The organism is Streptomyces sp. NBC_00252, assembly GCF_036187565.1.
Lineage (GTDB): Bacteria > Actinomycetota > Actinomycetes > Streptomycetales > Streptomycetaceae > Streptomyces.
In genome coordinates, this window is record NZ_CP108087.1 from 5,990,297 (window position 1) to 6,010,222 (window position 19,926).

The 19,926-nt window shown below is 70.5% G+C and carries 22 protein-coding genes and 3 tRNA genes; 20 read left to right on the plus strand and 5 right to left on the minus strand.

The features are described from left to right. The 7 genes from OHT77_RS26425 (at position 1) to OHT77_RS26455 (ending at position 6,893) form a co-directional block, all read left to right on the plus strand. The gene (locus tag OHT77_RS26425) at positions 1-1,599 is read left to right on the plus strand and encodes a complex I subunit 4 family protein (protein ID WP_328830948.1); all 1,599 of its coding nucleotides are present in this window, start codon (positions 1-3) and stop codon (positions 1,597-1,599) included. Beyond that, positions 1,596-3,119, plus strand: coding sequence for an NADH-quinone oxidoreductase subunit N (locus tag OHT77_RS26430; RefSeq protein WP_328830949.1), 1,524 nt, complete (start codon positions 1,596-1,598; stop codon positions 3,117-3,119). The genes OHT77_RS26425 and OHT77_RS26430 overlap by 4 nt, the downstream gene beginning before the upstream one ends. A 210-nt stretch (positions 3,120-3,329) precedes the next feature. After that, positions 3,330-4,193 (plus strand): zinc metalloprotease HtpX, encoded by an 864-nt coding sequence (gene htpX / locus OHT77_RS26435; RefSeq protein WP_043682714.1) that lies wholly within the window; start codon positions 3,330-3,332, stop codon positions 4,191-4,193. Further along, positions 4,190-4,582: a YccF domain-containing protein gene (locus OHT77_RS26440; RefSeq protein ID WP_328830950.1), complete on the plus strand. Its 393-nt coding sequence runs from the start codon at positions 4,190-4,192 to the stop codon at positions 4,580-4,582. Before htpX ends, OHT77_RS26440 begins: the two co-directional genes overlap by 4 nt. 12 nt (positions 4,583-4,594) lie before the next feature. Further along, a complete protein-coding gene (locus tag OHT77_RS26445; protein WP_328830951.1) occupies positions 4,595-5,740 on the plus strand; it encodes a barstar family protein in 1,146 nt (381 codons plus the stop codon). A gap of 139 nt (positions 5,741-5,879) precedes the next feature. Next, positions 5,880-6,446 (plus strand): SMI1/KNR4 family protein, encoded by a 567-nt coding sequence (locus tag OHT77_RS26450; protein WP_328830952.1) that lies wholly within the window; start codon positions 5,880-5,882, stop codon positions 6,444-6,446. Positions 6,447-6,626: 180 nt separating this feature from the next. Then, entirely contained in the window at positions 6,627-6,893 is a 267-nt protein-coding gene (locus tag OHT77_RS26455; protein ID WP_328830953.1) for a GlsB/YeaQ/YmgE family stress response membrane protein, read from the plus strand. Positions 6,894-7,293: 400 nt separating this feature from the next. Here OHT77_RS26455 and OHT77_RS26460 read toward each other — a convergent pair whose 3' ends face one another. Beyond that, the gene (locus tag OHT77_RS26460) at positions 7,294-7,782 is read right to left on the minus strand and encodes a YajQ family cyclic di-GMP-binding protein (protein ID WP_266769454.1); all 489 of its coding nucleotides are present in this window, start codon (positions 7,780-7,782) and stop codon (positions 7,294-7,296) included. A 234-nt stretch (positions 7,783-8,016) separates the two neighbouring features. On the opposite strand from OHT77_RS26460, the gene OHT77_RS26465 reads away from it, so the two are divergent. The 3 genes from OHT77_RS26465 (at position 8,017) to OHT77_RS26475 (ending at position 9,426) form a co-directional block, all read left to right on the plus strand. Next, a tRNA-Tyr gene (locus OHT77_RS26465) sits at positions 8,017-8,098 on the plus strand. A gap of 254 nt (positions 8,099-8,352) precedes the next feature. Next, a complete protein-coding gene (locus OHT77_RS26470) occupies positions 8,353-9,156 on the plus strand; it encodes a polysaccharide lyase family 7 protein (protein WP_328830954.1) in 804 nt (267 codons plus the stop codon). A gap of 57 nt (positions 9,157-9,213) precedes the next feature. Continuing rightward, positions 9,214-9,426, plus strand: coding sequence for a hypothetical protein (locus OHT77_RS26475; protein ID WP_033282563.1), 213 nt, complete (start codon positions 9,214-9,216; stop codon positions 9,424-9,426). A 46-nt stretch (positions 9,427-9,472) separates the two neighbouring features. On the opposite strand, the gene OHT77_RS26480 is transcribed toward OHT77_RS26475, so the two are convergent. After that, a complete protein-coding gene (locus OHT77_RS26480; RefSeq protein ID WP_328830955.1) occupies positions 9,473-10,129 on the minus strand; it encodes an NAD(P)H-binding protein in 657 nt (218 codons plus the stop codon). A 143-nt stretch (positions 10,130-10,272) separates the two neighbouring features. Beyond that, positions 10,273-11,541, minus strand: a complete 1,269-nt coding sequence (locus tag OHT77_RS26485; protein WP_266769451.1) for an amidohydrolase family protein — start codon at positions 11,539-11,541, stop codon at positions 10,273-10,275. A gap of 253 nt (positions 11,542-11,794) precedes the next feature. Here OHT77_RS26485 and OHT77_RS26490 point away from each other — a divergent pair. From OHT77_RS26490 to OHT77_RS26525, 8 genes are all read left to right on the plus strand, one after another. Continuing rightward, positions 11,795-11,867 (plus strand) — tRNA-Thr (locus OHT77_RS26490). A gap of 46 nt (positions 11,868-11,913) precedes the next feature. After that, a tRNA-Met gene (locus OHT77_RS26495) sits at positions 11,914-11,986 on the plus strand. An 88-nt stretch (positions 11,987-12,074) separates the two neighbouring features. Beyond that, positions 12,075-12,239 carry a 50S ribosomal protein L33 gene (gene rpmG, locus OHT77_RS26500; protein ID WP_003948671.1) on the plus strand — a complete coding sequence of 55 codons (165 nt, stop codon included), beginning with the start codon at positions 12,075-12,077 and terminating at the stop codon, positions 12,237-12,239. A gap of 94 nt (positions 12,240-12,333) precedes the next feature. Then, entirely contained in the window at positions 12,334-12,786 is a 453-nt protein-coding gene (locus tag OHT77_RS26505; protein ID WP_328830957.1) for a MaoC family dehydratase N-terminal domain-containing protein, read from the plus strand. A 1-nt stretch (position 12,787) separates the two neighbouring features. Beyond that, positions 12,788-13,216, plus strand: a complete 429-nt coding sequence (locus OHT77_RS26510) for a MaoC family dehydratase (RefSeq protein WP_328830958.1) — start codon at positions 12,788-12,790, stop codon at positions 13,214-13,216. 156 nt (positions 13,217-13,372) lie between these two features. After that, a complete protein-coding gene (locus OHT77_RS26515) occupies positions 13,373-13,942 on the plus strand; it encodes a TetR/AcrR family transcriptional regulator (RefSeq protein WP_328830959.1) in 570 nt (189 codons plus the stop codon). A 96-nt stretch (positions 13,943-14,038) separates the two neighbouring features. Beyond that, positions 14,039-15,508 (plus strand): DHA2 family efflux MFS transporter permease subunit, encoded by a 1,470-nt coding sequence (locus tag OHT77_RS26520; RefSeq protein ID WP_328830960.1) that lies wholly within the window; start codon positions 14,039-14,041, stop codon positions 15,506-15,508. A gap of 163 nt (positions 15,509-15,671) precedes the next feature. Continuing rightward, positions 15,672-16,736: a UDP-N-acetylmuramate dehydrogenase gene (locus OHT77_RS26525; RefSeq protein ID WP_328830961.1), complete on the plus strand. Its 1,065-nt coding sequence runs from the start codon at positions 15,672-15,674 to the stop codon at positions 16,734-16,736. Positions 16,737-16,757: 21 nt separating this feature from the next. Here the strand turns inward: OHT77_RS26525 and OHT77_RS26530 are convergent, their stop codons facing one another. After that, positions 16,758-17,390 carry an NAD(P)-dependent oxidoreductase gene (locus OHT77_RS26530; protein WP_328830962.1) on the minus strand — a complete coding sequence of 211 codons (633 nt, stop codon included), beginning with the start codon at positions 17,388-17,390 and terminating at the stop codon, positions 16,758-16,760. Between the two features lie 105 nt (positions 17,391-17,495). On the opposite strand from OHT77_RS26530, the gene OHT77_RS26535 reads away from it, so the two are divergent. Both OHT77_RS26535 and OHT77_RS26540 read left to right on the plus strand, forming a co-directional pair. Then, positions 17,496-18,110 (plus strand): TetR/AcrR family transcriptional regulator, encoded by a 615-nt coding sequence (locus OHT77_RS26535; protein WP_328830963.1) that lies wholly within the window; start codon positions 17,496-17,498, stop codon positions 18,108-18,110. Between the two features lie 30 nt (positions 18,111-18,140). Then, positions 18,141-18,806 (plus strand): hypothetical protein, encoded by a 666-nt coding sequence (locus OHT77_RS26540; RefSeq protein WP_328830964.1) that lies wholly within the window; start codon positions 18,141-18,143, stop codon positions 18,804-18,806. Here the strand turns inward: OHT77_RS26540 and OHT77_RS26545 are convergent. After that, on the minus strand, positions 18,787-19,827 hold the full coding sequence (locus OHT77_RS26545) for an adenosine deaminase (protein ID WP_266769436.1): 1,041 nt from the start codon (positions 19,825-19,827) through the stop codon (positions 18,787-18,789). The genes OHT77_RS26540 and OHT77_RS26545 overlap by 20 nt on opposite strands. Positions 19,828-19,926 lie beyond the last annotated feature (99 nt).

A 19,926-nucleotide genomic window follows, 5' to 3' on the forward strand; every position in this document is an offset into this window, starting at 1 on the left:
GTGATCGATATCAACGAGTCCGTGATGCAGGTCCTTCTGGCGTTCATCGTCGTCGGCCCGCTCCTCGGCGCCGTCGCGGCCCTGCTGCCGGCCCCGCCCGGGCTGAAGGGGAAGTCGCCCGAGCAGGCCGTACTGCGGCACGGCGTGACGGTGACCGGCGTGATCCTCATCGCCGCGATCGTCCTCGCGCTCGGCTTCGACCACGACCATCCGTCGAAGATGCAGGCCACGACCGACATCAGCTGGATCCCCGCACTCGACGTGCGCATCCACCTCGGCATCGACGGCATCTCCCTCCCCCTCCTGGTCCTGACCGCGCTGCTGACCTTCCTCTGCGCGCTCTACTCCTACTTCAAGCAGCAACATCAGCGGCTGACGCCGCGGGCCGCTGACCCGTCCCCGAAGGCGTTCGTCGCCCTGATCCTCGTCCTGGAGTCCGGCACCCTCGCCACCTTCGCCGTCCTCGACCTGATCCTCTTCTTCCTCGCCTTCGAGACCGTCCTGATCCCGATGTACTTCCTCATCGCCCGCTGGGGCGGCGCCCAACGGACCCAGGCCGCCTGGAAGTTCATCCTCTTCACGCTGCTCGGCTCCGTCGTCATGCTGCTCGGCCTGCTCCTGATCGGGATCAAAGCGGGCACATTCGACATGGTGGCACTCGCCACTGACAACGGCCGGTCGCTGACCACATCCGTGCAGGTCATCGCCGTTCTGGCGATCGGGATCGGGCTCGCGGTCAAGACCCCGATGTGGCCCCTGCACAGCTGGCTGCCCGACGCCCACACCGCCGCCCCGACCGTCGGCTCGGTCCTGCTGGCCGGCGTGCTGCTGAAGATGGGCACGTACGGGTTCGTCCGCATCCTGCTGCCGGTCGCCCCCGACGGCATGCACACCTTCGCGCCGTACCTCGCCGCCTTCGCCGTCGTCGGCATCGTCTACGGCTCCCTGGCCTGCCTCGCCCTCGCGAAACGGGGTGCGAAGGGCGACCTCAAGCGCCTCATCGCGTACTCCTCCGTCGGCCACATGGGCTTCGTCCTGCTCGGCATCTCGACGATGACGCCGACCGGCGTGAACGGCGCGCTGTTCGCCAACATCGCCCACGGCCTCATCACCGGCCTGCTGTTCTTCCTCGTCGGCGCCCTCAAGGACCGCACGGGCACCACCGACCTCGACACCCTCGCGGAGGAGACCGGCGCGGCCCTCTACGGCAAGGCACCGCGCCTCGGCGGCCTGCTCGCGTTCGCCGCCGTCGCCTCGCTAGGACTGCCCGGACTCGCCGGATTCTGGGGCGAGATGCTGGCCCTGTTCGGCGCGTTCAAGCCCGCCGCCGACCTGAGCCGGCCCGCGTTCCTCACCTTCATGGCGATCGCGGCCTTCGGCACCCTCCTGACGGCCGCGTACATGCTCGCCGTGGTCCGCCGCGTCTGCATGGGCGCCGTGGCGCAGGAGGCCCCGAAGCTCGCCGACGTCCAGACGTACGAGTTCGCCGCGTGGACCCCGCTCGTCGTCCTCACCGTCGCCGCCGGCCTGTGGCCGAAGGCACTCCTCGGCCTGACCGACCCGGCCGTGCAGCAGCTCCTCTCAGGAGGCACCCGATGAGCGCCCCGGCCCAGCCTCTCGCGGAGTCGATGGTCCAGTCCGTCGACTGGCTCGCGATCGCACCGCCCACCCTCACGGCGGTCGTCGGCCTGGTGGTCCTCGTCGCCGATCTGTTCCTCCCGGAGGCCAGAAAAGCGCTCCTGGGCTGGGTGTCGGTCGCGGGCCTGGCCGCCTCCGCCCTGATGCTGCTGCCCCTCCTGGACGGCGACCGCGCCACCTTCTGCCTCTCCGGCGACGCGACCGCCTGCAGCTACACGGCGGACCGCTTCACCCTGGTCATCCAGTTCCTGGTGCTCGGCGGCGCCCTCCTGGCAGCCCTTCTGTCGATCACCACCCTGAAGGACGCCGACAGGGGACTCCCCGAAGGGGAGTACTGGTTCCTGCTGCTGTCCTCCGCCGCGGGCGCCGCTCTGCTGCCCGCCTCCCGCGATCTCGCGACCCTGATCGTCGCCCTGGAGGTGGCCTCCCTGCCCGCCTTCGCCCTCGTCGGCATCCGGCACGGCGACAGGAAGTCCGCCGAGGCGGCCCTCAAGTTCTTCCTGTCCTCGGTCACCGCGACCGCGGTCAGCCTGATGGGCGTCAGCTTCGTGTACGCCACCACAGGCACCCTGTACCTCACCCGGATCGCCGACCGCATCCAGCACGTCGACGGCCAGTTCCACACCCTCGCCCAGACCGGCGTCGTCCTCACCCTCGTCGGCTTCGCCTTCAAGACGGCCGCCGTCCCCTTCCACTTCTGGGTGCCCGACACGTACGTAGGAGCGCCCCTCCCGATCGCCGCCTACCTGTCGGTCGTCGGCAAGGCGGTCGGCTTCTCCGGCCTGATCCTCGTCACCGTCGTCGCCTTCCCGTCGTACGCCGACGTGTGGGGCCCGGCACTCGCCGCCCTGGCCGCCCTCACCATGACGGTCGGCAACCTGGGCGCCCTGCGCCAACAGGCCACGCGCGCGTACAGCGCGGTACGGCTCCTCGCCTGGTCCTCCGTCGGCCAGGCCGGCTACCTCCTGGTGCCGATCGCCGCCGCCGCGTACTCCAAGGACGCCCAGAAGTCGATCGGCTCCACCGTCGCCTACGCCCTCATGTACGCCGCCGTGAACCTCGGCGCCTTCGCCGTGGCCGCGCTGGTGGGCCGTAGCAGGGCACTCAACCGGATCAGCGACTACCGCGGCCTGTACGCGTCGAACCCGCTGGCCGCGCTGCTCCTGGCGTTCTTCCTGCTGTGCCTGGCCGGACTGCCGCCGGGGATCATCGGGCTCTTCGCGAAGGTGACCGTCTTCTCGGCGGCCGTCGACGCGGGCCTGGGCTGGCTCGCGGTCGTCATGGCCGTCAACGTGGTGGTCGCGCTCTTCTACTACCTCCAGTGGACGGCCCTGTTGTTCCGCGCCCCCGAGGGCGAGCACACCAAGTACCGCGTCCCCGCACCCCTCACCGCCGCGATCGCCCTCACCGGAGCCCTCGGGATCGCCCTCTCGGGAGCACCCCAGTTGGTCCTGCGCTTCGCCGACACCGGGCTCTTCTGAGCCACCGGCACATACCACCTGAGCCACCGGCACATACCACCGTCCTCACCCGGACGGCCCACGCCCGGCGCCGCACGCACAAGGGAACTAGTGGCCCTCGCCTGGCGTTGACCAGTGCGGAAGGGTCCACTGGACGTGCACCACGAGACCAGTGGCATCAGAGATCAGCAAGCAAAGGGTTCCCCTGCTGCACGATTTGGAGGGCGTACCGTGCACCGCCGGCACAACGGGCTCAGGACCGCAGTTCTCCTCGGGGGACTGTCGGCACTCATCATCGTCATCGGCAGCTTCTTCGGCCGCACGGGCCTCGTCGTAGCGGTCGTGATCGCGCTGGGCACGAACGCCTACGCGTACTGGAACAGCGACAAACTGGCGCTACGCGCGATGCGCGCCCGCCCGGTGAGCGAGTTCGAGGCCCCGGCCCTGTACCGGATGGTCCGCGACCTCTCCACCCAGGCCCGCCAGCCCATGCCCCGCCTGTACATCTCGCCCACGGAGGCCCCCAACGCCTTCGCGACGGGCCGCAACCCGCGCAACGCCGCGGTGTGCTGCACCGAAGGCATCCTGCGCATCCTGGACGAGCGCGAGCTGCGCGGAGTCATCGGCCACGAGCTGAGCCACGTCTACAACCGGGACATCCTCATCTCGTCGGTCGCCGGCGCCCTCGCCTCGGTGATCATGTTCCTGGTCAACTTCGCCTGGCTGATCCCGATCGGCCGCTCGAACGACGACGACGGCCCCGGCATCCTGGGCATGCTGATGATCATGATCCTGGGTCCCCTCGCGGCCAGCCTCATCCAACTGGCCATCAGCCGCTCCAGGGAGTACGAGGCCGACGCCTCGGGCGCCCAGCTCACCGGAGACCCCCTCGCCCTCGCGAGCGCCCTGCGCAAGCTCGACGCGGGCACCAAACAGCTCCCGCTGCCCCCGGAGCCGCGCATCGAGACCGCGAGCCACATGATGATCGCGAACCCCTTCCGCCCAGGCCAGGGACTCTCCAAGATGTTCTCGACACACCCGCCGATGGCGGAGCGCATCGCCCGGCTCGAGAAGATGGCAGGTCGCCCTCAGTGAAAACCATCCTGAACGTCATTTGGCTCGTCCTGAGCGGCTTCTGGCTGTTCCTCGGGTACCTGCTCGCGGGCGCGCTGCTGTGCATCACCATCATCGGCATCCCCTTCGGGATCGCCGCCTTCCGTATCGGCGTCTACGCCCTGTGGCCCTTCGGGTACACGACGGTCGAGCGCCGGGACGCGGGCGCCCCCTCCTGCGTGGGCAACGTCCTGTGGCTGGTCCTCGCGGGCTGGTGGCTGGCCCTCGCGCACATCGTCACCGGTATCGCCATGTGCATCACGATCATCGGCATCCCGTTCGGCATCGCCAACTTCAAGCTGATCCCCGTCTCGCTGTTCCCCCTGGGCCGCGAAATCGTGTCCACGGACCAGCCGTTCGCCGCACGCTGACGGCGGGCCGCAGTGGGGGCGCTGAAGTACGTCCTGCTGTCGTACGACGAAGGAGCCGAGACGGCCGGCGAGGACGGCTACGAGCAGACCTGGGCCCTGTGCCAGGACGCCGACGACCTCTTCGCCGACCCGCCCCCACCCGTGCGGGAGACGAACGAACTCCTCGGCTGCACACCCGAGGGCGCCCTGCGGACAGCCCTCGCACGCGCGCGTGCCGACGGTCCGGCGCCGCTCGGCCGGCTCACCCTGGAGACCCTCGACAAGCGCGGCGGGGGAGTGGGCGAATGGTGGCTGGAGGACGTCCACGTCCTGGGCGACCGCCCGTGCGCGCGTGACCTGTCGCTGAGGGATGTCACCGTCGAGGGCAGCCGGTCCGACGACAACTCCCGCGACTATCCGCAGTGCCCGCCCCTGTCCCCGGGCTACCGGTTACGGGGCGCAAACGGCGAACCCTGGGGCGGCTGCCGGGACTTGGCCCACGTCCAGGAGGACCGCCCCGAACAACTGGAGCCCCCGCTGCGCCTGGTGGGCTGCTCCCCGCGCGGTGCGCTGCGGGCGGCACTGGACGCCGGGGAAGAGGACCTGGGCCACGTCAAGGTGGTCCGCGTCGACTCGTCCGGCCGGCCCGTACAGGCCGCAGCCGAGGGCGAGTTACGGGCCTGGATCCCGTCCGCGCGCGGCCCGGGCCTGGTCGACCTCACCCTCGACCCGTGGTCGGAACGGCCACCGCTCGCGGCCCGGGAGGTGTGGGACCTCTGGAGCGAGGGCCGCCCCTCCGAGCTGAACCGCTGGGCCGGCTGCGACGCCGCGGGCCGCCGGTTCTGGCTTTCCACGGCCCTGGCGAACCACCCCCACACCGCCCCGGACCGCCCGCCGGGCACCACCTACCACCTCGACGGCAGCCACGTCACCGACCCGCCCGGCTTCTTCTGCGCCCTGGGCGAGGCGGTCAACGGCCCCGCCGGCTACTTCGGTCGGGGCATGGACGCCTTGAACGACTGCCTGCGCGGCAACTGGGGAGCCGCCCCGCCCTTCACCCTCGTCTGGCACGACGCCGACGTCGCCCGCGCCTGCCTCGGCCCTGCTCCGCACGCACCGACGTTCGAGGAGATCCTCGCCCTCCTCGCCGAACGGCATGTCGACGTCTGCCTGGCCTGACCACCCGTCACCGCACCGCACCGCACCGCACCGCATCGCACACGCCGCCCGCCGAGGCGCAGGACCAGCACGTTTTCCACAGTCACCGGGTTGTCCACAGCCCGGCCCGACTGTCAGTGGCACGCGGCACCATGAAGCCATGACCGAGAACGAGCAGCGACTGCTGACCCGGGTGGCCGCCGAGGCCCGCAACACCCGCCCGTGGGGCTGGACTTCACTCCCCGCCCCCGTGGACGAGGCCACGGTGACCCGCGCCGAGGCTGCCCTGGGCTTCCGCCTGCCGCCACTGCTCGCCGCGCTCTACACACGGATAGGAGACGGCGGATTCGGCCCGGAGTACGGCCTGCTGCCCCTTCTCGACAACCCACCGGCCGGCGAGCCCGCCGCCGTCACCCAGTACCTCGCCAACCGCGCGAGCGCCGACAAGGACCCCGACTGGCCCTGGCCCGAGGGTGTCCTGCCGATCTCCCACTGGGGCTGCGCGATGTACGCGTGCGTGGACTGCCGTTCCCCGCAGGCGACGGTCCTCCTCTACGAGCCGAACGCCGACGAGGCCGACCACGCCTGGTACGTCGACGCGCCCAGCCTCGCCGACTGGCTGCGCTCCTGGCTCGACGACACGGGCTGGTACGCGGACCGCGTCGACGCCCCCGAACCGACCCCGTGGCCCGACTTCCGCATACGCACGACCGCACCGGCGTCCTGAGGGATCGTCGCAGGCCACCGATGCCTGCAACCACCACACGCACCCGTGACGTCCTGTTCATCAGCGCGGCCGAACATGGCGCCGACAGGCCGTGCGCACGGACGACGAACACAGCCTGGACGGACGGAATTCACAGCTCCGGATCAGTGCAAGCACAGCGGGAGAGGGCAGGTTCACGGCATGGGCATCATCAGCTGGATCATCCTGGGACTGTTGGCCGGAGCCATCGCCAAATTCCTGCTGCCGGGACGCGATCCGGGCGGCTTCATCGGCACGACGATCATCGGCGTCGCCGGCGCGTTCATCGGCGGCTGGATATCGGCCCGTTGGCTGGACCACCCGGTCGCGAAGAACTTCTACGACGGCGCCACCTGGGCCTCGGCGATAGGCGGCGCGCTCGTCCTCCTGATCATCTACCGCATCCTGTTCGGCAACTCACGCAACTAGGACCTGTCCGGCGGCTCTTGTCGCGGACGCGGGGTGCGCCACGTCCTCGCTCACGGTCTCAAGGCGTGGGAGACCCTCGGCGCACTGTCTTAAGGCGCGGGAACCTTCGGCGGCGTTGTCGTCGGTCGCCGACTCGCCCCCCTGAACGACCTCGCGCGGGGGACCTCCATCGTGCCGCCCGCGCCAGCAGCCGCCGATGCCAAAGCCCCCGCCGCCAGCCGAAAGGGCGCCTTCCGAGCCGTAGCCGCCATCCGAAGTCGGCGCCTTCCGAGCCGTAGCAGCCATCCGAAATGGGCGCCCCCGGGCCGTAGCAGGCAGACGAAAAGGGCGGGCACCGACAGGCGCCCACCCTTCCGCGTATCCCCGTGCCCCGCGCGCGATGGGCGCGGGAGGCGTGGTTCTACCGGTAGTTCACGAACTGCAGCGCGAAGTCGAAGTCCTTGCCCTTGAGCAGGGCCTGCACGGCCTGGAGGTCGTCGCGGCTCTTGGAGCTGACGCGCAGCTCGTCGCCCTGCACCTGGGCCTTCACGCCCTTGGGACCCTCGTCGCGAATGATCTTCGCCACCTTCTTCGCGTTGTCCTGGGAGATGCCCTCCTCGATCGACGCGAAGATCTTGTACTCCTTGCCGGAGAGCTGCGGCTCACCGGCGTCCAGCGCCTTCAGCGAGATGCCGCGCTTGATCAGCTTGGACTGGAAGACGTCGAGGATCGCCTTGACCCGCTCCTCGGAGTTCGCCTCCATGAGGATCTTCTCGGCGTTCCAGGCGATCGAGGCACCCACGCCCTTGAAGTCGTAGCGCTGGGAGATCTCCTTGGCGGCCTGGTTGAGGGCGTTGTCGACCTCCTGCCGCTCGACCTTCGAGACGATGTCGAAACTGGAGTCGGCCATGTCCTGTGGCTCCTTGTATCGGGGTGCGTATCGATGCGTGTCACTGCGTATCGGCGTGCGTCGGGGCAGCCGCCGAGCCCGGCGCAGGCCCCGGGCCGCATCCGCATAAGCCTAGCCACCCCCTCCCCTCCGAGCGCCGGTCAATCGGGTGGCGAAGCACCCCTGGGCATCGGGTATCGTTTACGTCGTTGCCACGGAGCACCGCCGAAAAGCGGTGCGAGGGGCAGCATCCCCGGCGGTGTGCCCGAGTGGCCAAAGGGAGCAGACTGTAAATCTGCCGGCTTAGCCTACCCAGGTTCGAACCCTGGCGCCGCCACATGATCGAAAGGGTCTGTGATCAGCAGCAATGCTGATCACAGACCCTTTCGTCGTTCCCGATGTCTCCCCGAGGTTCTCCCGAGGCGTTCCAGAGGCATTCCCGCGGCCCCTTTTGCTCTGCCGCCAACCTTGACGTGCCCGTGCCACAGCCCTACTGTCGCGACACCGTGTTCATGTTGAAACACAAAGTTCACACACATGAACTGGCGCTCCGCCAACCGAGTCCACAGAGCAGACAGGAAGGCACCCCCCATGCGCATGCGTACGCTGCTCACCTCCCTGGCCACCGTCGTCGCCGTGACCGGCGGCCTCGCCCTGACGGCCCCCGCCGCGTCGGGCAGTACCGGTGTCGTCGCCTCCCCCCAGGCCGACCCCTCCGTCGCACCCGGCGGCAACTTCGACCTGTCGGTCTGGCAGCTCCAGGAGCCGGTCGGTTCCCCCGGCTCGCCCACGACGATCTCCTCGTCGCGGCTCCAGGGGGCCAACGGCTTCCAGGACTCGTACTTCTACACGGACACCCGCGACGGAGCGATGACCTTCTGGGCGCCGGAGAAGGGCGTCACCACCCCCAACTCGAACTACGCCCGCTCAGAGCTGCGCGAGATGAACCGCAGCGGCAGCGCCGCCGACTGGTCGCTCAGCGGCACCCACACGATGAAGGCGACGCTGCGGGTCGTCTCCGTCACGTCGAACGTCTGCGTCGGCCAGATCCACCTCGGCAGCGGCGGCAGCTCCACCAAGCCACTGCTGGAGCTGTACTACCGCTCCAGCGGCGACATCGTCCTCGGCACCGAGAACTCGCCCTCCGGCGGCCAGACCCTGCACACCGTCGGCAACGTGTCGGTCGGCAAGACGTGGAGCTACACGATCGGAGTCTCGGGCGGCAACACCATCAACCTGACGGTCAACGGGAGCACCACGCACTACGCCATCCCGTCGTCCTTCAACGCCTACAAGCAGTACTTCAAGGCCGGTTCGTACAACCAGTCGTCCTCGGACAGCACCACCAAGGGCGCCCGCGTCGCGTTCTACGGCCTGACCGTCGCCCACAGCTGAGCGCGCCCGAGCGAGCCTCGACAGCCGACCCGGCCTGCGGCGGGGCAGACTGATTCCATGTCGTCACGCCGCAGAAGCTGCCCCGAGTGCCGTCGTGAAATCGCCGTCGTGGCCGGACGGTTCGCCCGCCACGACCCGCCCGGGGCCCGGGAGACCGGCGACCTCGTGTCCTGCCCCGGGTCCCGCCGCCAGGCGGAACTCGGGGCGGCACAGCCAGCGTTGGACGGCTACGTGGTCCCGGAGTTCCCCGGCCAGATGCCGCTCTTCTAGCCGCCGGGGCACCGCCCGGCGGCGAACCCCGTGACCGGACCCTCCGTCAGTTCCCGGCCACCGACTTCACCGCCACCGACACCGGCGCGGACCCACTGACCAGCTCCAGCGTCAGCCCGGCCGTGGCGGGCGTCTCCACCAATTCCGCGAGTACGGCGGCCACATCGTCCCGAGGGACCGAGCCGCGCCCGGTGTGGGCCTCCAGGCGGACGAGCCCCGTGCCGGCGTCGTTCGTGAGCGAACCGGGCCGCAGAATCGTCCAGTCCAGGGCGTCCAGGCCGCGCACATACGCGTCGGCCTCACCCTTGGCCCGCAGATACACGTCGAAGACGCCGTCCCCGGTGTGCGTCGGATCCGCGCCCATCGAGGACACGACGACATGACGTCGTACGCCCGCCAGGACCGCCGCGTCGGCGAACAGCACCGCCGAACCCCGGTCCACCGTGTCCTTGCGTTCCGTGCCGCTGTTCGGGCCCGCGCCCGCCGCGAAGACCGCCGCGTCCGCGCCCCGCAGCCGCGCCGCGACCTCCTCGACCGAGGCCGACTCCAGGTCGAGCACGAGCGGTTCGGCGCCGGCCGCCCGTAGATCGTCGCCCTGTCCTGCGTTGCGGATGATGCCCGCGACTTCGTCACCGCGCGCGGCGAGCAGGCGCTCCAGCCGCAGCGCGATCTGACCATGACCTCCAGCGATGACAATGCGCATGCCTTCGACCGTACGCCCGGACGGCCGCACGCGCCGCATGACTTCAGCCGCGTCCCAGCAGCGCACACCCGCGCCGGACGCGCCCGGCGCGCGAAGCCGAGCCCTGGCGCCTCAGGCGTACGCCCCGGCGCAGCGGCCGCGGCTCACGACAACTCGCCCCGTCCCTGCCGGGGCAGCCCCAACTCCGAGCCCGCCGCCGTGTTGCAGTACTCCCGCACCGCACTCGTCCGTGCCACCACGCGCCCCCGGTGCACCACGATCCGGCTGTACGCCAACGACAGCGCGCCCGCGAGCCGGTCGCCGCGCACCGCGAGCAGTTCGGCCGGAAATCCCGCCTCGACCCGCACCTCGGGGAGGCCGAGCGCCGCGCGCGCCGACGAACTCACCGTGTCGTAGGCGTCCTCGGGCCGCATCCCGTGCCGGGAGGCCAGCAGATAGGCCGCCTCCAACGGGTCCCCGCGGCCCACCGGGTTGGACACGTCCCGCAGGGCGCCGCTGCCCGCCGCCACCTGGACGCCGGCCGTGCGCAGCAGCCGTACGGGAGCCGTGCCCCGGCGGTCGACGCCGCCGCAGCCGCCCTGCGGCAGGCACACCACCGTGACGTCGGCGGCGGCCAGTTGGTCCGCGATCCGGGTGACCGTGTCCGCGGGCAGCCGCCCCAGGCCGCCGCACGGGCCGAGCGTCACCCCGGGGCGCATGCCGCCCGCGACCGCCGCCAGCCGGGCCAGCCGGGTCGGGTCGGCCGCGTCCGTGTGCAGGTCGACCGGGCAGCCGTGCTCGGACGCGACCTCCAGGACCGCCTCCACGTACCCCGTCGGATCGGGGTCCAGATCTGGACAACCGCCCACTACGGAGGCACCCATTTTCAGCGCGTCCCGCAGCATCGCGAGCCCGTCAGCCCCCGCCACCCCGGTCAGCAGCCGGGGCATCGCCACCGCCGTCAGCTCCGCCAGCCCCCGCAGCGCCCGCCGCGCCTGCAGGACGGCGGCCAGCGCGCTCAGTCCCTGGACGTCCCCCACGCGCACGTGTGCCCGCTGCGCGGTGGCCCCGTGGCCGAGTTGGAGCAGCGCGGCCTCGGTGGCGCGGCGCTGGACGTCCTCGGGGTCGTAGGAGACCGGTCCGCCGTGCTCGGCCGACAGGGCGGTGTCACTGTGCGTGTGCGGTTCGGCGGGGGCCGGGAGGAGGAGATAGCCGCTGAGGTCGACGCGCGCGCCGCACGCGCGCGTGGCGTCCGTCGCCAGGCTGCCGGCCGTGCCGACCGCCTCGATGCGCCCGCCGCCCAGCCGTACGTCCACGGTCCTGCCGTCGGTCAGGCGGGCCCCGCAGAGCAGGAGGGCGGCCGGGTCGGCCGGTCCCGACGAGCCTGAGGAACCCGACGACGAGTGGGACGGCTGGGGCTGGCTGTCGGGCATCGCGCTCCAGGGGCTCGGGGCTGCGGGGCTCAGGGCTCGGGGCTGCGCAAAGGGGCGCAAGATCACGCAGAGTGAGTCGAGCCTAGGGCGGTGATCCACTCATGGCCGGGAGGAGCGCAATAGTCGTACCGGTGTGGTCCCCCGTACGAGAGGGGCTCCTGAGGCCCCTGGGAGGGCCGTGGAAGCGGCTGGAGCGGGGCCGCGAAACGGATTTGGGCGAACGGTCGCCGAGCGTGTAATGTCTTCATCGCTCGCCCCAATAGCTCAGTCGGTAGAGCGTCTCCATGGTAAGGAGAAGGTCTACGGTTCGATTCCGTATTGGGGCTCTGGTGTGAAAGGTTCCCGTCGCAAGATGGGAACTGATCGCATCACAGCGGTGTAGCTCAGTCGGTAGAGCAAGCGGCTCATAATCGCTGTGTCACCGGTTCAAGTCCGGTCACCGCTACTGACAGTAGCCGATTGCGGGGTCGGTCCTTCGATCGGCTACTCTGTTATGCGTTCATAGTCCCATCCGTTCGTCAAGGAGCACTCCTGTGGCTGCCACCGACGTCCGCCCGAAGATCACGCTGGCCTGCGTGGAGTGCAAGGAGCGGAACTACATCACCAAGAAGAACCGGCGTAACAACCCGGACCGACTGGAGATGAAGAAGCACTGCCCGCGTTGCAATGCGCACACCGCGCACCGCGAAACGCGATAAGAATCAGGCTCGTACACGAGGCCGTCCCCGAAGTCTGGGGGCGGCCTCGCGTCGTTCTCCACACCGCAGCAGGAACATCAGGAGGTACCGGGGCATGGCGCTCGACCAGTCCTTCGTGGGGCGGACCTACCCGCCCACCGACCCCTACGAGGTGGGCCGGGAGAAGATCCGCGAGTTCGCGGAGGCGGTGGGTGACACCAACCCCGCCTACACGGACCCGGAGGCCGCCAAGACGCTCGGTCACCCCGATGTGATCGCCCCGCCGACCTTTGTCTTCTCCATCACGTTCAAGGCCGCGGGACAGGTCGTCCAGGACCCGCAGCTCGGCCTCGACTACAGCCGCGTCGTGCACGGCGACCAGAAGTTCGTCTACGTCCGCCCCGTGCGCGCCGGCGACCGGCTCACGGTCACCTCCACGATCGAGGCGATCAAGTCGATGGCGGGCAACGACATCCTGGACATCCGCGGCGAGGTCCACGACGAGGCGGGCGAGCACGTCGTGACCGCCTGGACAAAGCTCGTGGCCCGCGCGGCGGAGGAGAACTGACATGACGGCGAAGATCGCGTACGACGACGTCGAGGTCGGCACCGAACTGCCGGCCCAGGCCTTCCCCGTGACCCGCGCCGCCCTCGTCCAGTACGCGGGCGCCTCCGGGGACTTCAACCCGATCCACTGGAACGAGAAGTTCGCCAAGGAGGTCGGGCTCCCGGACGTCATCGCGCACGGCATGTTCACCATGGCCGAGGCGGTCCGCGTGGTCACCGACTGGACCGGCGACCCGGGCGCGGTCGTCGAGTACGGCGTCCGCTTCACCAAGCCCGTCGTCGTCCCGAACGACGACCAGGGAGCGACCGTCGAGGTCAGCGCCAAGGTCGCCGCCAAGCTCGACGACAACACGGTCCGCGTGGACCTGGTGGCGATGAGCGCGGGCCAGAAGGTGCTGGGGATGTCACGGGCGGTCGTGCGACTGGCGTGACCGGTTGACCGGTTGACCGTCGGTCGAGGTAAGGGGTGCCGGCAATGGCGGGCACCCCTTACCCGTCCACCCGGACCCGCGGCACCCACGGCACCCGTACATCCGGCCCCGCGCCCCCTCTTGACTTAGTTAGTGATTGAGTACTAACTTTCTCGCATGGTCAGGATGAGCGCAGAAGAGAGGCGCGAGAGCGTCATCCGCGCGGCGATCGCCGAGTTCGCGCAGCGGGGGTACTACGGCACCTCCACCGAGGCGATCGCCAAGCGGGTCGGGGTCTCGCAGCCCTATCTCTTCCGGCTCTTCCCGGGCAAGAAGGCGATCTTCGCGGCGGCCTCGATCAGGTGTGTCGAGGACGTGTGCCAGGTCCTGGAGGAGTCGTCCAAGGGGCTGGAGGGCGAAGAGGCCCTGCATGCCATGGCCAACGGTTATGTGCAGCTCATCACGGAGAACCCCGAGAAGCTGCAGATGCAGATGCAGACGTACATCACGGTGGCCGCCGCCGAGGCGGAGGGCGACCACGAGTTCGGCGAGGCCGTGCGGAAGGGCTGGATGCGGCTCTGGGACGTCGTGCATGTGCCCCTGGGGGCGGATGTCGACCAGACCACGACCTTCCTCGCGTACGGAATGCTGATCAACACCCTGGCGGCCATGGGTTTTCCACCCCAGCACCGGGTCTGGGAAGGGCTCTACCCGTCGGCGCGGATCACTGGCCGGCTGGAGAAGTAGCACGCATCGGCAAAGGGCGGATTCTGCGCCTTTTGCTGCGCGGCAAAGTTAGTCATCGATAACTAATCATCGGTACGAGCACCCTTTGGGGGAGCGATGTCACAGCCAACCGCACGGCGCGGGGGAATGGTCTGGGCCCTCGTCATCACCAGCGTCGCCGGCTTCATGGCGGCCCTGGACAACCTCGTCGTCACCACCGCCCTGCCGTCCATCCGCAAGGACCTCGGGGGCGCCCTGGGCGACCTGGAGTGGACCGTGAGCGCCTACACGCTCACCTTCGCCGTCCTGCTGATGTTCGGCGCGGCGCTCGGCGACCGGTTCGGCCGCCGCCGGCTCTTCCTCATCGGCATCACCGTCTTCACCGGCGCCTCCGCCGCCGCGGCCATGGCCCCCGGCATCGAGTCCCTCATCGCGGCCCGCGCGGTCCAGGGCGTCGGCGCGGCGATCATGATGCCGCTGACACTGACCCTGCTGACGGCGGCCGTGCCCGTCGCCAAGCGCGGGATGGCGTACGGCATATGGGGCGCGGTGAACGGACTCGCCGTCGCCTCGGGACCCCTCATCGGCGGCAGCCTCACCGAGCACATCTCCTGGCACTGGATCTTCTGGCTGAACGTCCCCCTCGGCCTGGCCCTGATCCCGCTCGCCCGCCTGCGCCTCTCCGAGTCCCACGGCACCGGCGCCCCCCTCGACTTCCCCGGCACCCTCCTCGCCAGCAGCGGCCTCTTCGGCATCGTCTACGGCCTGGTCCGCGGGCCCGCCGACGGCTGGACCAGCTCGCTCGTCCTCACCGGACTGTTCGCCGGGAGCGCGCTCTTCGCCGGGTTCGTCATCTACAGCGTCAACGCCAAGAACCCCATGCTTCCGATGCGGCTGTTCCGCTCCCGCGCCTTCTCCGGGATCAACGCGGCGAGCCTGCTGATGTTCCTCGGGATGTTCGGGTCGATCTTCCTGCTCAGCCAGTACATGCAGGGCGTCCTCGGCTACTCGCCCACCGAGGCGGGCCTGCGGATGCTCCCCTGGACCGGCATGCCCATGCTCGTCGCCCCCATCGCCGGCATCCTCTCCGACCGTATCGGCGGCCGCCCGGTCGTCGCCGCGGGCCTCTTCCTCCAGGCGGCCGGTCTCGGCTACATGGCCTACGTGGTCACCACCGACGTCTCCTACGCCGCCCAGCTGCCCGGCCTGATCCTCAGCGGCATCGGCATGGCCCTGTTCTTCGCGCCGGCCTCCAACCTGGTCATGTCCAGCGTCCGTCCCCAGGAGCAGGGCATCGCCTCCGGCGCCAACAACGCGCTCCGCGAGGTCGGCGGCGCGCTCGGCATCGCCGTCATGGCGTCGATCTTCTCCTCCCAGGGCGGCTACCAGACCGCACAGACCTTCGTCGACGGCCTGAAGCCCGCCCTGGTCACCGGCGCGGCGGTGGTCGCCCTCGCCGGAGTCGCGACCCTGTTCATACCGACCCGACGCCGGGCGGCACAGCTCGCGGCGGTGGCGTCCTCGGAGTCCGACGAGTCGGCCGGGTCCGCTGACTCCGACTCGGTGCTGGAGAACGCCGGTCGCTGAGCCGGACACCCTGGCACGCACGCGTGGAGCCCCGCCGACATCGGCGGGGCTCCACGCGTGCGTGGCGACGGAGGCGTGACACGTGCCGGACGGAGTGCCCAGGGAACGAAGCTCCCACCCCGCCACCCCGGTGTTGTCAGTCCCGTCTCGTAGTCTTGGGCGCGTGCAGGAACTCCACGATGCTCCCCTCGCCCCCCTGACCACCTTCCGGTTGGGCGGTCCCGCGACCCGGTTGATCACCGCGGCCACCGACGCCGAGGTGATCGACGTCGTGCGCGAGGCCGACGACTCCGGGACGCCGTTGCTGGTCATCGGGGGCGGGTCGAACCTCGTCATCGGGGACAAGGGGTTCGAGGGCATCGCCCTGCGGATCGCCACCCGCGGTTTCGTGCTCGACGGCACGCGGCTGGAGCTGGCGGCCGGCGAGGTGTGGACCGACGCCGTCGCACGGACCGTCGAAGCCGGGCTCGCCGGGGTCGAGTGCCTCGCCGGGATCCCCGGGTCGGCAGGCGCGACCCCGATCCAGAACGTGGGGGCGTACGGCCAGGAGGTCTCCGCCACCATCACCGAGGTCGTCGCCTACGACCGCAGGACCCGGCAGACGGTCACCCTCACGAACGAGGAGTGCGCCTTCTCGTACCGGCACAGCCGCTTCAAGGCCGACCCCGAGCGCTATGTGGTGCTGCGGGTCCGGTTCCGGTTGGAGGACGCGGACGGGCTGTCTGCGCCGGTCAAGTACGCCGAGACGGCCCGCGTCCTCGGTGTCGAGCCCGGCGACCGCGTGCCGCTCGCCCGCGCGCGTGAGACCGTCCTCGCGCTGCGCGCAGGCAAGGGCATGGTCCTGGACCCCGAGGACCACGACACCTGGTCGGCGGGTTCCTTCTTCACCAACCCGATCCTTACGGACGATGAGTTCACCGCGTTCCACGCGCGCGTGAAGGAGCGCCTCGGGGAGGGCGCGGAGCCGCCCGCGTACCCGTCGGGGGAAGGGCACACCAAGACCTCCGCCGCCTGGCTGATCGACAAGGCGGGCTTCACCAAGGGGTACGGCAGCGGGCCCGCCCGTATCTCCACCAAGCACACCCTCGCCCTCACCAACCGCGGCGAGGCGACCACCGAGGACCTGCTCGGCCTCGCGCGCGAAGTCGTCGCCGGTGTCCACGACACCTTCGGGATCACGCTCGTCAACGAACCAGTGACAGTCGGCGTCAGCCTCGACGGCCGGTAGGCGGACCCCGCCCGGTCGGCCTCAGTAGGCCAGCCCCACGCCCTGTTTCACCGTTCCGGGATCGTCGGTCATCGTCAGCATCGCGTGGGCGACGTCGGCGCGGCCGATGAAGCGGCCCTTGTCCGGGAAACCGCCGACCACCGTGCGGTAGGTGCCGGTCACCGGCTTGTTCTGCAGGCGCGGCGGGCGGACGCTCGTCCAGTCCGTGGCGCTGGCGGCGAGGGCCGTCTCCATGGCCCGCAGGTCGTCGTAGGCGTCCTTCAGGAGGGCCGAGATCAGCCCGCGCGCGGTGCGGTCGAGGAGTCCGGCGCCCGCCGGGTCCGGGCCGATGGGACCGGCGCTCACCACCAGGATCCGGCGCACCCCCTCCGCCTCCATGGCCGTCAGCACCGTCCGTGTGAGCCGGCTTGCGACGCCCGCCTCCTTGCGGCTGCGCGCGCCGAGCCCGGACAGGACCGCGTCCCGGCCCGCGACCGCCGGGCGTACCACCTCCGGGTCGGTGAGGTCCGCGCGGACCACCTCAAGGCCCGCGCCCCGCACGGTCAGCCGCGCCGGGTCCCGTACGACCGCCGTGACCTCGTGGCCCGAGGCCAGCCCCTGGCGGACGATCTCCTGACCGATGCCTCCGGTGGCACCGAAAACGGTGAGCTTCATGGCGCACTCCTGCTCCTTCGCAAGGTGGGTGAGTATTCACTCACCCCTGCCTGCCTCTAGGGTGGGTAAGCACTCACCCACCCGTCAAGCCCGAACGGACCGGTCATGGAAACCCTGAAGCCCGCCCGGGTCCGCATCCTCGACGCCGCCCACGCGCTGATGCTCACCGTCGGCCTGGCCAGGGCGACCACCAAGGAGATCGCGAAGGCGGCGGGCTGCTCGGAAGCCGCGCTCTACAAGTACTTCGCGAGCAAGGAGGAGCTGTTCATCCGCGTCCTCGCGGAACGGCTGCCCCAGCTGACCCCGCTCCTGCGCAGCCTGGCCGCCGAGCCCGGACAGCACTCCCTGGAGGACAACCTCACCGAGATCGCCCGCCAGGCGGCCCTCTTCTACGAGCAGAGCTTCCCGATCGCGGCCTCCCTGTACGCCGAGACCCAGCTCAAGCGGCGCCACGACGAGGCACTGCGGCAGCTCGGCTCCGGCCCGCACAAGCCGATCGAGGCCCTGGACGCCTATCTGCGCGCCGAACAGGCCGCCGGCCGCGTCCGCCCCGACGCCGACACGTTCGCGGCCGCGTCCCTCCTCCTGGGCGCCTGCGCACAGCGCGCGTTCGCCTACGAGGCCGCGGAGACCGGCGCCCGCCCGCCCGTGGACGAGTTCGCGCCCCGCCTGGCCCTGACCCTGCTGGGCGGAATCTCCGTTGCCGGGGACCCCGCCTGACCGGGACCCTTGCCCCATGAGGCACCCCATATGGAGCTGAGACTCCGCGAGTTCAGACCCCGGACCGGCCCGCACGAACACCGGATCGTCCAGCCCGGACAACCCCTGCGCCACACCTCGCTGCGCGACCAGGCGCCGTTCGGGATGCTCATGGGGGACCACGACGGGCTGAACCGGCTCGCGGGCCTGTTCTCGTTCGCGGCCTCCTCGCGGCACACCATCGTGCACATCCCCCTGCGCGAGAGCGTGCCGCCCGACGAGGGGTGCGGGGAGCTGGTCGATCTGGTGGTGGCCCACCAGGAGGCGGGGCTACGGCCCTCCAAGTGGCCCGGGCTGCGGCGGTCGTTGGGGCGCGGGAGGCCGCTCACCGTGCGCACGGACGAGGCACGAACCGAGCGCCACGCGCGCGCGTGGCGGGAGCGGCCGTACGACCGCGGACTGTTGCGGCACACCACGCACGCGCGTACGTACTTCCTCATCGGTGACCGTGACGTCCTCGCGTCGGCCGCCACCGCCTTCGCCTACGCGGCCGGCTGGGGGCCGCGGCACAAGGGGGTCGCCAAGGGACAGTCGGCGTACATGGCAGGCCTGCAGCACGAGCTGGAGCCCACGCGCGGCGGCGGCCATCCTCACGAGGTCCTGATCTGTTTCAAGCCGTATCCGCCCTACGCCCACTTCAGGCGACCGGGGCACTGAGCCAGTCGTCGATGCCCGAGAGCAGCTTGGTCTTCATGTCCTCCGGGGCGGCCGAGCCGCGGACCGACTGCCGTGCCAGTTCGGCGAGTTCGCGGTCCGAGAACCCGTGGTACCGGCGGGCGATCTCGTACTGGGCGGCCAGCCGGGAGCCGAACAGGAGCGGGTCGTCGGCGCCGAGCGCGAGGGGGACGCCCGCTTCGAAGAGGGTCCTCAGGGGCACGTCCTCGGGCTTCTCGTAGACACCCAGGGCCACGTTCGACGCCGGGCAGACCTCGCAGGTGATGCCCCGGTCGGCGAGCCGCTTCAGCAGCCGCGGATCCTCCGCCGCGCGCACGCCGTGGCCGATGCGGGTCGCGTGCAGGTCGTCCAGGCAGTCCCGCACCGAGGCCGGGCCCGCCAGCTCACCGCCGTGCGGCGCCGACAGCAGACCGCCCTCCTGGGCGATCGCGAAGGCCCGGTCGAAGTCCCGTGCCATACCGCGGCGTTCGTCGTTCGAGAGCCCGAAACCGACCACACCCTGGTCCGCGTACCGCACGGCCAGCCGGGCCAGCGTCCGCGCGTCCAAGGGGTGCTTCATCCGGTTCGCGGCCACCAGGACCCGCATCCCGAGCCCGGTCTCCCGGGAGGTCGTCTCCACCGCGTCCAGAATGACCTCGAGCGCCGGGATCAGCCCGCCCAGGCGTGGGGCGTACGACGTCGGGTCGACCTGGATCTCCAGCCAGCCCGAGCCGTCCCTGACGTCCTCCTCGGCGGCCTCGCGCACCAGCCGCTGGATGTCCTCGGGCTCCCGCAGACACGACCGCGCCGCGTCGTACAGCCGCTGGAAACGGAACCAGCCCCGCTCGTCCGTCGCCCTCAGCTTCGGCGGCTCCCCGCTGGTCAGCGCCTCGGTGAGGGCGTCGGGCAGGCGCACACCGTACTTGTCGGCCAGCTCCAGCACGGTGGTCGGCCGCATCGACCCGGTGAAGTGCAGGTGCAGATGGGCTTTCGGCAGTTCAGAGACATCACGTACACGCTCCATCTGGGAATCCTGCCGTACGTTTCCGCCGTCCCGGTACCACTTTCCTCGATCGTGGTCTTGCTCGCACAAAGCAGCGGGCCGCCTCCCCGGGAGGGGAAA